Consider the following 13,796-nt stretch of genomic DNA (forward strand, 5'->3'; position numbering starts at 1 on the left):
ATGAGTTTATTAGAAGTTAAATCTGTTTCTAAAATATATGGAAAAGGCAACAATGCAGTGCATGCTTTAAAAGATATTAAATTTTCTGTAGATAAAGGAGAATATATAGCTATAGTAGGAGAGTCAGGTTCTGGGAAAAGTACCCTACTGAATATAATAGGTGCGCTAGATACTCCTACTGAAGGTAAGGTTATTATTAATAATAAAGATTTGTTTTCAATGAAAGATAGCGAGCTTACAGTATTTCGTCGCAGAAATATAGGTTTTGTTTTTCAGGGATTTAATTTGATTCCAGAGTTAACTGTGGAACAAAACATAATCTTTCCAGTTTTATTGGATTACAAGAAACCAGATAGAAAGTATCTTGAAGAACTATTAAATATATTAGGACTACAAGAGAGAAGAAATCACTTGCCAAGTGAACTTTCTGGTGGTCAGCAACAGAGGGTTGCTATAGGTAGAGCAATTATAACAAGACCTTCTCTAATTCTAGCGGATGAACCAACGGGAAACCTAGATTCTAAAAATAGTTCAGAGGTTATTAGTTTACTAAAAGAATCTTCAAAGAAATATGAACAAACTATAATTATGATTACACATAGCCGTTCGATAGCTCAAGCAGCAGATAGAGTTTTAAGAGTTTCAGATGGAATACTAGTTGATCAGGGAAGTGCTACAAATGAAAAGTTATCTTAGTTTAATTCCAATATCAGCTAAAATTCGTAAAAAACAGAATCATTTAACTATAATGTGCATAGCTATTTCAGTATTTTTGGTAACAGCAATTTTTAGTATGGCTGAAATTGGCTTACGAATGGAAATTGATAGATTGAAGTTAAAGCATACTGGTTTTAGTTTCAACGATGTATTAAAAAGTAACTTGGGGCAAACTTTAATTCCTGTAGCTATGTTATTATTTATTTTGATACTTGTAGCTGGTGCTTTAATGATTTCTGGAAGTATTAATAATAGTGTTGCTCAAAGAACTAAGTTTTTTGGGATGATGCGCTCTCTTGGGATGAGCAAAGGTCAGATTAAAAAGTTTGTAAGGTTAGAGTCACTAAATTGGTGTAAAATAGCTATTCCTATTGGTACGTTAATAGGTGTTGTTTCAACTTGGATTCTTTGTGGTGGACTAAGATATATAGTTGGGGAAGAATTTTCTAACATACCTATTTTTACAATAAGTGTAACTGGTATTCTAGCAGGTGTTCTGGTAGGACTTGCAAGTGTTTTAATTGCCGCACAAAAACCTGCGAAAGAAGCCTCTAAGATTTCTCCAATTGCGGCTCTTTCTGGAAATACAGAATCTAATATAGGAAATAAACAATTAGTAAATAATAGATTCTTTCATATTGAAAAATCACTAGGAATAAATCATGCTATAGAAAATAAAAAGAATTTATTTCTAATGTCAGCTTCCTTTGCATTAAGTATTATCTTGTTTCTAACATTTATAGTCTTCGGACAATTTGTAAATTATATAATGCCACAATCTTCTGCCAGGGCGGATATAGAAATTACAAGTAAGGATATTTCAAATAATATTGATCCAAATTTGTTGAATAAATTAAAAGAAGTAGATGGAGTAAAAAATGTATATGGTAGAAGAAGCGCTTTTGATGTAAATGCAATTTTAGAATCTGAATCTAACCGTAGAGAAAAAATAGATATTATCTCATATGATGATTTTGATTTGAAAAGTCTAAAAAAAGATAAAGCCCTAAAGAGAAAAAGTGATTTATCGAAGGTATTTGGCAATAGCCATTATGTTTTAGCTACTTGGGATAGAGATAGCAATAATAAAATTGGAGATAAAATAAAAATTAAAGGAGAAGATTTTGAAATAGCTGGATTATTGAAATACGATCCGTTTACTAGCGATGGTGAAACTGGAGGTAAAACTACAATAATAACTTCAAATGAAACATTCAAACAGATAACAAATGAAAATGGATATAACTTAGTCATGTTACAGACTGATGAGAATTTTTCGGATGAAAATATAAATGAAGTTCAAAAGATTATGGGGAACAAGAATACAATAAATGATCGTAGAGATCAAAAGACAACAGGAACCTACATGGCATTTATGTTTTTTGTATATGGTTTCATAGCAATTATCGGTCTTGTAAGTCTATTAAATAGTATCAATAGTATATCCATTAGCGTATCGTCAAAAATAAAACAATATGGAATGATGCGTGCAGTTGGTATGGATAAGCTTCAAATTAAGAGAATGATTAAAGTAGAATCAGCAACCTATGGTTTCTTTGGTTGTTTTATAGGGATATTAGTTGGTGTTTTACTGAATAAAATTATCTTCACAAAACTGATAGAAAATCACTTTTCCTATGCTGTTTGGCAGTTTCCAATTTTGCCGGTAATAATTTCGATAGGTTTTATATTGACTTCAGTAATCCTTTCAACATATAAACCTATTAAAAGAATTAATAAGATGTCCATAACTGACAATATAAATGAATTGTAAATTATTCTTTCTTATAGCTATATTTGCAGTTCATCTTGTAGTATTATAACTAGTTCAATTAGAGGATTTAAACAGCTCTTTTATGGGCTGTTTTTTCTTAACTCTAAAATGATATAATGAATTACAAGATGTTTATTGATTAACATATTCCCACAAACGAGGCTTTTGAAAAACTTGGAAATTTATCCACACTGACCACTCAAGCCACGCAGAATGTATTGCTTTAATTTCTAAAAAATAAATTAGAATATTATTAATGAATAAGATGAAGGTGTTTTATGACTTTATTAAAAATAATACTTATCCTAGTAGGACTAGCTTTTATTATTTTTGGTTATTTAATTTTTTTTAAAGAAAAATACAATTTGATTAATGGCTTTGAAGGGGATTTTAAATCTGGAAGAAAAATAGAGTCTTATGCCAAGAGGGTGGGGTTAATAGAGCTCATTATTGGAATTATTTTTGTTTTAATTGGGATTGTCGTGACTGTCATAAAATAATTACTACAAGTTTGCTCTTCTATGGACCTATGAATAGAAAAGTTTACTTGTTATACTTAGTGATAAGTAAAACTATGAAGAATGCATTATTCTTATAAACTGGATTTAATATTTTATCTTCATAGCAATTATATATTTAATAAGTTTCGCAAAGTTAATAAGTAGAAGGGATAAAAATTATATTTTCAATAAAAATTATAAATCCTATTTAAAAGATTTTGCATTATATAAGGGGGGAGAGAATGGATATATTTTTGGTGACAGTTAGAATTTTGTTAGCGGCCTTTTTGGGAGCTATTATTGGCATAGAAAGGGAAACTAAAAAGAGAGCGGCTGGTTTTAGAACCCATATAATTGTTAGTGTTGGCGCCTGCTTAATTATGCTTATAGGAATAGATGGATTTGGTAAAATATCTAATAATGTAGGACAAGATACTGCACGTCTTGCAGCTCAAGTTGTAAGTGGGATTGGTTTCTTAGGTGCAGGCACTATACTCCAAACCAAGAACAGGGTGTCAGGTCTTACCACAGCTGCAACCTTATGGTTATCTGCAGCTATTGGACTTGCAGTGGGAATTGGATTTTATGAAGGAGCAGTAATAGCAACTGTAATTTGTCTAGTGACCTTGGTATCCTTAAGGGGAGTCAGTGATTTTATAAATGATAGGACAACAAAGACTTACATAATGTTGTTTGATACCTATAATTTTAATGAGGACAGTTTTTTTGATTTTGCTTCAAGAGAAGGAGTGGAAGTCATGAAATTGGATATTATTGATGATGATATAGATAACAAATTAATGATTAAATCTACCTTATCCTTTCATAGGAATTATAGCATTGGTAAATTTTTTGAAAAACTAGAATCAGACTATCACTTGAAGTCGGTTAAGATGAGTAAGCAAAGAAGTTAAGATAAAATATATAGCAGTTGATTGAAGATATAAAATAATCAACAAATAGGAAGTAATCCTCAGCACCTACTTATGTGGGTGCTATTTTATTTTTAAAATTCATATTGAAAAGATTCAAGTTTTATTCTTACATGAAAATAAAACTTTAAAATTTCTTTAAGATCATTAAGCCCATTAAAATAAAAATTAAAAGCGTAAACTAAGTAGATTCTCGTAGTTTTCTAATAGATTTTGATTTTTTCAAGTTGTATAATTAAGGCGAAAATAAGTAGCATTTAAAGTTACAAAGGAGTTTTTTATGAACTTACATACCTGCATCTTAATTGGTCTTTTGGGATCTATCACAATGTTTATGGGGGATATGTTCCTCTACTACGACCGCAAAGATTACGATAACAAGAACAAGATAAATAGCATAATTGAAATAATGAAAAAGCTAAGCACAAAGAGATTATATCTGGGTGGAATTTTAGGACCTCTAGGATCATTTTTATATTTGCTTGGATCCTATCACATGGTCTTAGCCAGCCAAGAAAAATTTTTAAAGCTTGCTTGGATTTTATTTTTAATAAATTCTCTTGGAATAATTTTTGGAGGAGCCTATCATCTTCAATTTGCCTACTTAGGTCTCTTGTCAAGACACGAGGGCAAGGAAGCCTTTGATGAGTTTTTAAAATTTTTAAAATTCCAAGCCAAGTTAGTTTTTGGATTTATGGGCCTTGGCAACTTAGGTCTTGCAATAATGATTCTTTTTGGCTTGACAATCTTTCCAAGCTGGCAAGTCTTACTTAGTCCCCTAGTTCTTGTTACTCTAACTCCACTTCTTGGGAAATTGCCAAGAGGTCTACACATGATTATCTGCGGCGGCTGGTTCAATTTAATTTATTTTATTTACTACTTATCTTTATTTATAAACCATACTAATATGAATTTATAAGATTATAAAGTAAAGGGTTAGAATCATTATTTTAGTTGATAAAGGGGAATTTTATAAAATTTATTATTTAAAGGAGGAATGTTTATGAAACAATCAAATTTTATTGATAACAAGAAAACAAAGCCTGACTATAGAAACTGGGTTCCTGTAAGTTTACTTAGGAATTTCATCGGAGGGACTATAATTACTTTTATTCTCTTTATAATTTTCGCAGGGACAGACCTTGTTTTCAGTGGAAGTCTTAGGATTATCTGCGGAATTATTTTAGGAATTGGAGTCTTAATACTTCTATTTTCTTCAATTATGCTTTCCTTTATGTATCGAAGCTTTGACTATAGGGGTAAGAGGAAACTCGCCAAAACTATTATAGAAGGTGTGGCTCAATATGTTGAGATACCAGATGGTGGAGTTGGACTAGATGTAGGATGTGGCAGCGGTGCACTTACCATAGCTTGTGCAAAAAGAAATCCAAAAGCGACCATGGTGGGCTGCGATATTTGGAGCGGTTCATACAAAGTGGAGTTTTCTAAAAAGATTTGTGAAGACAATGCAAAGGCTGAAGGTGTTTCTAATGTGAGATTTGAAGAGGGCAATGCAGTGAAACTTCCCTTTGAAGATGAAAGCTTCGATGTGGTGACAAGCAACTACGTTTATCACAATATAATGGGACATAATAAGCAGAAACTACTATTGGAAACTTTGCGTGTTCTTAAAAAAGGTGGCGTTTTTGCCATACATGATTTGATTAAGAAATCAAATTACGGAGATATAGAAAAATTTATCGAAGAACTTAAAAAAGAAGGATACAAAGATATAAAACTAATAGATACAACAAGGGGAATATTTATTGACCCCAAGGAAGCTAAGTGGTTAGGCCTTTCTGGTTCAAAAATTTTTATTGGAAGGAAGTAGAAATATAAAAGTAATTATTATTAGGCTAGAAGACTTTTATAAGCTTAAAGCTTATGTGGAATAAGAAGCTTAAGGATAGCGGCAATTAACCATGGACTTGTTAAAACAAGAAGTCATATAAGGATAAGGCCTTTAAGATTTTAAATCTTAATGGCCTTGTTTTTGTACGCTTTAGCATGAATAAACCACCAGCTATGCTGGTGGTAGAAAAATAAAGCTTTAGCTTCAAGCAAAAAACCTCCCGTGATAAACTATTAATGTTACTGGCAGTAGCATAAATAGAAAAGGGAGGTATCCTAAAATGGATAAAAATAGTTTATCACATACATCCTGGAATTGTAAGTATCACGTAGTATTTGCTCCAAAATATAGAAGACAAGTAATTTATGGAAGGTTAAAACAAGATATAGGAAAAATATTAAGGGATTTATGTGACAGAAAAGGAATAAATATAATAGAAGCAGAATGCTGTCCAGACCATATTCATATGTTGTTGGAAATTCCACCGAAATACAGCATATCTCAAACAATGGGATATTTAAAAGGGAAAAGTAGTCTAATAATATTTGATAGGCATGCAAATTTAAAATACAAATATGGGAATAGACACTTTTGGTGTAGAGGATATTACGTAGATACAGCAGGAAAGAATGCGAAAAAGATACAAGAATATATAAAAAATCAATTAAAAGAAGATTACATGGCAGATCAAATAAGTATAAAGGAATTTGTAGACCCGTTTACGGGTGAGCAAGTGAACAAAAGCAAAAAATAAGGTGCTTTAGCACCAGCTGTGAAAATTGGTGCACGAGAAAGAAAGTTCAAAGCATGGAATGCTGCCGGTAACAGCCCCTTATAGGGGCAAAACAAACCACCGGCTTAGCCGGTGGTTATGATTTACAAAAACTATTTTTACAGAATTTTGATAAAGAGAAGGAAAAATCTCTAAAAAATTTTAAATTTATTGACATCTATCGAGACTCGATATATAATTCAATTATCGATAGTCGATACTAAAGGAGGTAAGATTATGTTAAAGGCAAGATACTTAACTTATACAAATTTTGGACTTTTTGAAAAATGGTATGAAGATATGGCAAAAGAGGGCTGGCAAATTGAAAAAATAATTTTTCCCTTTATCCACAAGTTTAAAAAAGCTGAACCAGAAGATGTCAGATATAAAGTTTCTCTTGCTCCTAATGAAGGATCTTTTTCTGCCTTCTCCAAGGATGAACTAAGGGACTTTGATGAGATGGCAGGAGATTTTGGTTGGCATCTTGTAGACAGGACCTTCAACATAAACATCTACAAGCTTGATGAAGGAAGCCGAGACTCCCTTTATAATGATGGAAAAGAAGAAATTGAAATCTTAAAGAAGGGCGTGAGGGACGAAATAATTTCTCTCAGCATATCCTTTATACTTTTTGTCTTTATAGCCTTCTTTACAACTTCTCAATTTTTGTCCAGTGACATATTTTACTCCAACGACACAATATTTATGGGTCCGGCTGTTATTTTATTCCTTCTTTTGGATGCCTTGGCTCTGGGAGATTATATATTTTTTAAAAAGAGAAATAGAGAAGCTAAAGATGTAAAGGAAATAAAGTTTTCAAGACTTACTTTTTCTAAGGCCTTTGTTTTATTATTTTTTATTCCACTTACTTTAATAATACTTGCATTTATATCAGGATTTTTGCTTCCTAGCGGAGATTCAAATTCTTTTGTAATGCTAATAAGTTTGCTGCCAACTCTTATTATGGTTTCTTTTATTTATTTCTATCGCAAAAAAATTAAAGCCATGAACATAAAAAGAAAGGAGAAAAAATTTATTTTAATCTCAATGGTAGTTTTAATTTCTTTAATTACCAATGTATTCATATTTACCTTAATCGACAAATTATCTAGGGCTAATGAGATTGAAAAAGAAGTGGTGGGAGATTTTGTTAAGACTAAGGAAAGGAAAAGTTTCTTAACAGAAAGCTGCGATTATTATTCATCAGAAAAAAACAATCTTGGCATAAGAAAGACTGTGGTAAAGTCACAGGACTTGGCAGAAAATTTATTTGAAAGAATTCTAAAATATTTTATGAGGGATCCTTATTGGGCTGATTATGTTAAGGATATCTCTGAAGCCTATCCCTATGATAAGACATATATCTTATTAGATGGAGAAAAATATTTGATTTTAAATAAAGATGTAGTCTTAGAAGTGAGTGGTAATCTAGAGGATGACAAAGTTCAAGAAGAGATTTCAAGGATCTTGGAGGTGTAAGCATGGCAAGAGATCAATTCCAAACCCTAACAGAGCCCATGTACTACATCCTCTTGGCTCTGGACCAAGTTAGAAACGGGGCAGAGATAACAGCCTGGGTAAGTGAAATCACAGGGGGGAGAATAAACTTAGGTCCAGGAACCCTCTATGCCCTCTTGGCACAATTTTTAGAAAATGATTTTATCACAAGAGTTGAAGTGGACAAGAAGGGAAAATATTACAAGATAACCGATGAGGGACGAGAACTTCTTGAAGAAGAAGTGAAGAGACTTAGGCTTTTAATAGATAACTACGAAAATTATTTTCATGTGTGATGCTTATAAATAGTTCGGGGAAGCCTACTAATTGATTGATGGAAATTATTTTGGATATGAGAGAAAAAGACTAGCCTTATTAAAAAAATATATGAAATAAATTAAGGCAGAATAAAAATTAAACTAAGGGAAAAAGCAAAGGCCCTCCTTATCTAGGAGGGAGTTTTAGGTGGATTCCACTTACAAGGGGGTGTAAAAATGTTTAATGGACAAGGCAGGAGAAAATATTTAATTTATTTTATAGTTATGTTTCTTCTTATGATTATTTTTTTAAGCTACGCCTTAAAACATCCAGAGGCAAGTATTAGGATGCCAGTTGCTGTTCTACACATTTTTTATATTATTTATGTAATAGCCATGCTTGCTTGTCTTGTAAAATTTTTTAAAAGTAAACAATAAATTGAATGGTATAACAAAGACAGGCTTAAAACAAAATTAAGGGGAATGTAATCTATAATTTATAGGTTACATTCCCCTTAATATAATATTGAATTTGTTCCGTGTTTACGGGTTCACTTTACTTTTACATGTTCCCATACTTTAGAACTTCCAAATACTCCAATTTTTACAACTTCATCTGTTGTAGTAGTTTCTGTGCTATTTTCTTTGTCTTCTACATTTGTAGTAGTTTCTTCTTGTTTATTAACTTCTGCCTCATTAGAGTTTCCATATCCAGTAAGGATTGTAACTAAGGCTAATAGTATAATACCTTTTAATTTTTTCAGTATTTTTCTCCAATGCCCCATGCTGGGAAGATTACAGGTGTTTCTTTTTTTTCAAGTTTGATTACTTCATCAGATTGGTATAACTCTACTATTCTTTTGTAAATTGGGTTATTTTCTTCACCTTCTCTAGCTACTATTACGTTAATGTATGGGTTATCTGGTTTAATATCCTTCGCGCTATTTAAGTCAAATGCTAATGAATCTTCAATTGGTCTTAGTCCTGCATCTGATGCTTGTCCTGAGTATAATGCTACTAGTTCTACTTCATCTAGAGCTGATTTAATATTAGCTGAGTTAAACTCTAGAATCTTAAAGTTTCTTGGATTTTCTATATCTTTTAGAGTAGGTGTGTATCCTGCATCTTCTGGAACTTTAATAAGTCCGATTTTATCTAAAAGGTTTAATGTTCTACCAGCGTTTGTAGCATCTTCAGGAATAACTATTGTATCTCCATCTTTTAGCTCTTCTATAGATTTTATTTTTTTAGAATATACTGCAATTGGTCCAATAAATGTGTTTCCGATAGGGGTTATTTTGTAACCAAGTTGTTCTTTTTCTCCATTTAGGTAAGCTACGTGTTGGAAAGAGTTTAGATCAATTTCTCCAAGATCTAAAGCAGCGTTTGGTAGAGTATAGGAATCAAACTGCACTAGTTCTATATCGATACCTTCTTTAGCAGCTTCTTTTTTAACATAATCCCATTCTTTACTTTCGCCAACAATACCAACTTTTACTTTTTTATCTTTTGTTTCTTTATTTTCTTTAGTTTCTGCAACTTTATTTGTTGCTCGTTCTTTATTTTCTGCATTTTGTTTTTGGTTATTATTTCCACATGCTGTAAATAATAAAAGCGATAATCCTATAATTAATATTGAATATAATTTTTTCATTTGTTTTTCTCCTTTAAATTAATGTGTAGTTTTCTTTATTACTCTATTTCCGGTAAACTGAATTATTGTTACAAATATTAAAATCAGTATTACTGAAACGTAAGTTATATCGGTAAAATGTCTATTGTGACCATATCTTATTACAAAAGCTCCTAGACCACCTCCGCCAACAGCTCCCCCCATTGCAGTAAGGCCTAAAAGACTTATAGCGGTAATTGTTGTGGCTCTGGCTATATCTGGGATACTTTCTCTTAGATATACTCTAAAAATAATTTCTAAAGGTGAAAGTCCCATTGATTGTGCGGCTTCTACAACACCTTTATCAACTGATGATAATGCTAAATCTACTTGTCTTGTAAAAAATGGGACACATCCCATTACAAGAGGGAAGATTGCACCTTTTACTCCAATGAATGTTCCCATTATAATTCTTGTAAGTGGTATCAATAAAGTTATTAAAATTACAAATGGGATAGATCTAAAAACATTTACTATTGTAGCTAATATGTTATTAATAAATTTATTTTCTAAGATATTTCCTTCCCTTGTTACTACTAAGATCGTACCTAATATAATTCCAAATATAAAAGATAATATTCCTGATGCAAATAGCATTATTAGTGTTTCTTTAATACTAACTACAAATTCATCTAAATAATAAAATAAATTTGGTGTGTACTGTTCCATTAACTGTTCCATTAGTTCACCTCCCTTTCTTTAATTATTTTAGTTGATATACCGTTACTGTTAAGATATTTAATAGCTTCAAGCTGATTTTTTTCTTCTCCCTTAAATAAAACTATAAGAGATCCTACAATTGTGTTTGTAATAACGTCTATATCACCAAAAAGTATACTTACATCTAAATCAAAATTTCTAGATATATATGAAACTGTGGCATCCTTAGTGTCTGAACCAGAGAAATCTATTCTAATAATTCTGTCGTTTTCAGTAGTCTCGACTAATTGAGATTTTTCTAAAATCAACTCATCAACTTTTGATAGGTTAGAGGTAGTAGCTATAAAATCTTTTGAGATTTCTGCTTTAGGTTTTCTAAACACTTCTAAAACATTATCACTTTCTACGACTTTACCACCTTCCATTATTGCTACTCTGTCACATATTGTTTTTATAACGTCCATTTCGTGAGTTATTATAACTATTGTGATTGCTAGAGTTTTATTTAAATTTTTTAAAAGCTCTAGTATTGATTTAGTAGTTTTTGGGTCTAATGCTGAGGTAGCCTCGTCACATAGTAGAATTTTTGGTTTTGATGCTAGTGCTCTAGCTATTGCTACTCTCTGTTTTTGACCACCTGAAAGTTCTGATGGATATTTATAAATCTCTCTTTCTATTCCTACAATCTCAGCTAGCTCTTTTACTCTGGTTTCAATTTCAGATTTTGATAATGATGTGTTTTTTAAAGAAAAAGCTATATTATCAAATACTGAAATCGAGTGAAGTAGGTTAAAGTGCTGAAATATCATACCAATATTTTTTCTCTCTTCTCTTAGCTCTTTTTCACTTAGAGTTGTTAGATCAATCCCATCAATTATGACATTTCCTGAATCAGGTTTTTCTAGTAGATTTATACATCTTACTAGAGTAGACTTACCAGCTCCTGAATACCCTATAAACCCGAATATTTCTGAATCATTTATTGTAAGCCTTACGTCATCGACAGCTTTAATAAAATAATCTCCACTTTTAAAAGTTTTAGTTACATTCTTAAGTTCAATCAAATTTTACGTCCTTTCATATTTATTTCTTCCCTAAAATAAAAAAAAGCTTCCGTCCCAAAAAGGACGAAAGCTATGCTTACGTGATACCACCTTAATTTATCTTTTTATTACTAAAAAGACCTCAATAGGATACTCTTAATATAGATCATATCCCTTCTTCTGTAACGGGAAGTCCCGTATAGTTCTAATATCGAACTATCTCATCAGAGACCATGTTCATCAACTCTTCTTTTAGTTTCTCTCACCATCTGAAACCTCTCTGTAAAAAGTCCTTTTGACTACTCTTCTCTTCGTATAATTTAGAATATGTTTTAAATAATACTAAGTTAAAATATGCTTGTCAACAATTTTTTTTAAAATTATTGTATAATTTTTTAGGGAAAGGAGAAGCTTCCTAACAGAAAGCTGCGATTATTATCCATCAGAAAAAAACAAACTTAGCATAAAAAAGGATGTTGTTAAGTCACAGGACCTTGCAGGCAATTTATGAGAAAGAAAAATAATAAAAAGAAAAGAAAAAAGCTTTTTTTTTGTTGATTATTTTATTCTTGTGCTTTCCCATAAGCTATCACTATAAGGATGGCGGGACTCTTTCTTATAAGGCAATACTTTATTCCTACACCATCTACCACAGGCTGGAAGCAGATGAGTCTTACTATACAGGACGAGAATTCTTAATATTTCCCTTTAATTTTTTAAGATGAAGAAAGACATAATGGGAAGCAAGTTTTGTAAAAATTTAAAATAAATCTTATAAAATAGTGGAGCAAGGTCTCCGCTGTTTTTTAATTTGAATTAGAATAGAACAATTTATATAATCTAGTTAGCAAATCTTACATGAAAATTTTTTTAGGATAGGAATCCTAATATAAAGAGGAAGGGAGGATTGACATGGGACAGATTATTGAGTTTCCAGATGATAAGAAGTGGAGAGAGAGGATAAAAGAACTTAAGAAGGACTTGGAAAGTCTTGTTTTTGAAAGGGACAATCTGGTGTTTGTAGTTTGTGAAAATATTAAAACTGAATATTTGCTAATTTTTGGAAGCATTGAGTACAGGATTTACAAGACTTATTGTACTTATCTTCGTTTGAAGAGAAAAAAAGACACGATTCAGGCAAAAAAGAATCGTCAAGATAAGATAAAGATTGAGGAAATTGAGGATAAGCTTGATGAAGAGTTTGCCGACTACAAGAAAAAGTTGGATGAAAAGATCGGCGAAATTAATGAAGCACTAAGCCGTGCAAAGTCTGAAGTCCTAAGTGAAGAAGAGACAAAGGTCCTTAAAAAACTTTATAAAAATATTGTCAAAAGGCTACATCCAGACCTCAATCCTTCAGTAACTGATGTAGAAAAGGAATTGTTTTACAATGCTACAGAATCCTATAAGAATGGTGACCTCCCAAGTTTACAAATTATTTATGACATAGTTTGCAGTGGCGATGACATAAAAGACGAGGACTTAGATGGTAGGTCCTTAGCTGATGAGGTGAAAAGACTAGAAGGCCTAGTAGGGCAAATTCAAGAGGACATTAATTTCATCAAGTCCACACCACCCTATACTTGGAGTACTTACCTGGAAGATGAGGAGATAAAAAGTGAGAGGTTGAGTTCTTTAGAGGAGGATTTAAAAAGCTTTGAGGAAGCAGTTCTAACTCAAGAAGAGGCAATCAAGGATTTAATGAGGGATGAAACATGAATTATATAGCAAAAAAAGATAATAATGATTTAATTGAATACCTACTTAATTCTGGAACAGGCATTGATCTACCAAAACCCTTTGAGCGTGATATTTATCTCTTCGATACCTATGTTGCTGGAACAAGTCATGTTAAAGGTATTAAAGAGATTGGAGATAAGTTAAAGGAAGAGGAAAAGCTAGTTTTTTATAGGGAGCCTGAGAATGAACATGACCCCCAAGCCATTCGCATAGAGACTTTGGACAAGGAAAAAATTGGTTATGTACCTCGACAAGATAATCTCATTTTTCCACGACTAATGGATGCTGGCAAGGTACTATTTGCCAAATTAATAGAAAGAGAGATGCGAGGAGATTGGCTCAGGCTAAAAATAAGAATTTATCTTCATGAAAGTTAGGAG

The 13,796-nt window shown here is 31.7% G+C and carries 16 protein-coding genes and 1 other annotated feature; of the genes, 12 read left to right on the forward strand and 4 right to left on the reverse strand.

Annotated elements, in window-relative coordinates; genetic code table 11:
* The 10 genes from ACWPVO_RS00910 (at window position 1) to ACWPVO_RS00955 (ending at window position 8,739) form a co-directional block, all read left to right on the forward strand.
* On the forward strand, window positions 1-696 hold the full coding sequence (locus tag ACWPVO_RS00910; RefSeq protein ID WP_454205932.1) for an ABC transporter ATP-binding protein: 696 nt from the start codon (window positions 1-3) through the stop codon (window positions 694-696).
* Window positions 680-2,491 (forward strand): ABC transporter permease, encoded by a 1,812-nt coding sequence (locus ACWPVO_RS00915; RefSeq protein ID WP_454205934.1) that lies wholly within the window; start codon window positions 680-682, stop codon window positions 2,489-2,491. The genes ACWPVO_RS00910 and ACWPVO_RS00915 overlap by 17 nt, the downstream gene beginning before the upstream one ends.
* A 278-nt stretch (window positions 2,492-2,769) precedes the next feature.
* Entirely contained in the window at window positions 2,770-2,991 is a 222-nt protein-coding gene (locus ACWPVO_RS00920) for a DUF3784 domain-containing protein (RefSeq protein WP_454205936.1), read from the forward strand.
* A gap of 242 nt (window positions 2,992-3,233) precedes the next feature.
* On the forward strand, window positions 3,234-3,905 hold the full coding sequence (locus ACWPVO_RS00925; protein ID WP_454205938.1) for an MgtC/SapB family protein: 672 nt from the start codon (window positions 3,234-3,236) through the stop codon (window positions 3,903-3,905).
* A 298-nt stretch (window positions 3,906-4,203) separates the two neighbouring features.
* Window positions 4,204-4,842 (forward strand): DUF6796 family protein, encoded by a 639-nt coding sequence (locus tag ACWPVO_RS00930; protein WP_454205940.1) that lies wholly within the window; start codon window positions 4,204-4,206, stop codon window positions 4,840-4,842.
* 84 nt (window positions 4,843-4,926) lie between these two features.
* A complete protein-coding gene (locus tag ACWPVO_RS00935; RefSeq protein WP_454205942.1) occupies window positions 4,927-5,754 on the forward strand; it encodes a class I SAM-dependent methyltransferase in 828 nt (275 codons plus the stop codon).
* Between the two features lie 301 nt (window positions 5,755-6,055).
* Window positions 6,056-6,529, forward strand: coding sequence for an IS200/IS605 family transposase (gene tnpA, locus ACWPVO_RS00940; RefSeq protein WP_005955379.1), 474 nt, complete (start codon window positions 6,056-6,058; stop codon window positions 6,527-6,529).
* Window positions 6,530-6,784: 255 nt separating this feature from the next.
* Entirely contained in the window at window positions 6,785-8,026 is a 1,242-nt protein-coding gene (locus ACWPVO_RS00945; protein ID WP_454205944.1) for a DUF2812 domain-containing protein, read from the forward strand.
* Between the two features lie 2 nt (window positions 8,027-8,028).
* On the forward strand, window positions 8,029-8,340 hold the full coding sequence (locus ACWPVO_RS00950; RefSeq protein WP_454205946.1) for a PadR family transcriptional regulator: 312 nt from the start codon (window positions 8,029-8,031) through the stop codon (window positions 8,338-8,340).
* 198 nt (window positions 8,341-8,538) lie between these two features.
* A complete protein-coding gene (locus tag ACWPVO_RS00955; protein WP_454205948.1) occupies window positions 8,539-8,739 on the forward strand; it encodes a hypothetical protein in 201 nt (66 codons plus the stop codon).
* Window positions 8,740-8,852: 113 nt separating this feature from the next.
* On the opposite strand, the gene ACWPVO_RS00960 is transcribed toward ACWPVO_RS00955, so the two are convergent.
* From ACWPVO_RS00960 to ACWPVO_RS00975, 4 genes are read right to left on the reverse strand one after another with little or no spacing between them, the layout of a single operon-like run.
* On the reverse strand, window positions 8,853-9,086 hold the full coding sequence (locus tag ACWPVO_RS00960) for a hypothetical protein (protein WP_454205950.1): 234 nt from the start codon (window positions 9,084-9,086) through the stop codon (window positions 8,853-8,855).
* Window positions 9,062-9,955 carry a MetQ/NlpA family ABC transporter substrate-binding protein gene (locus tag ACWPVO_RS00965; protein ID WP_454205952.1) on the reverse strand — a complete coding sequence of 298 codons (894 nt, stop codon included), beginning with the start codon at window positions 9,953-9,955 and terminating at the stop codon, window positions 9,062-9,064. The genes ACWPVO_RS00960 and ACWPVO_RS00965 overlap by 25 nt, the downstream gene beginning before the upstream one ends.
* Before the next feature lie 18 nt (window positions 9,956-9,973).
* Window positions 9,974-10,654 (reverse strand): methionine ABC transporter permease, encoded by a 681-nt coding sequence (locus ACWPVO_RS00970; protein ID WP_250341572.1) that lies wholly within the window; start codon window positions 10,652-10,654, stop codon window positions 9,974-9,976.
* Window positions 10,654-11,697, reverse strand: coding sequence for a methionine ABC transporter ATP-binding protein (locus ACWPVO_RS00975; protein WP_454205954.1), 1,044 nt, complete (start codon window positions 11,695-11,697; stop codon window positions 10,654-10,656). Before ACWPVO_RS00975 ends, ACWPVO_RS00970 begins: the two co-directional genes overlap by 1 nt.
* Before the next feature lie 56 nt (window positions 11,698-11,753).
* Window positions 11,754-12,000, reverse strand: a binding site (T-box leader).
* A gap of 588 nt (window positions 12,001-12,588) precedes the next feature.
* Between ACWPVO_RS00975 and ACWPVO_RS00980 the strand changes: the two genes are divergently transcribed.
* Together ACWPVO_RS00980 and ACWPVO_RS00985 are read left to right on the forward strand one after the other, a co-directional pair.
* Window positions 12,589-13,395: a molecular chaperone DnaJ gene (locus tag ACWPVO_RS00980; protein ID WP_454205956.1), complete on the forward strand. Its 807-nt coding sequence runs from the start codon at window positions 12,589-12,591 to the stop codon at window positions 13,393-13,395.
* On the forward strand, window positions 13,392-13,793 hold the full coding sequence (locus tag ACWPVO_RS00985) for an HIRAN domain-containing protein (protein ID WP_454205958.1): 402 nt from the start codon (window positions 13,392-13,394) through the stop codon (window positions 13,791-13,793). The genes ACWPVO_RS00980 and ACWPVO_RS00985 overlap by 4 nt, the downstream gene beginning before the upstream one ends.
* Window positions 13,794-13,796 lie beyond the last annotated feature (3 nt).

The sequence above is a fragment of the Peptoniphilus sp. Marseille-Q6390 genome, from assembly GCF_965119475.1.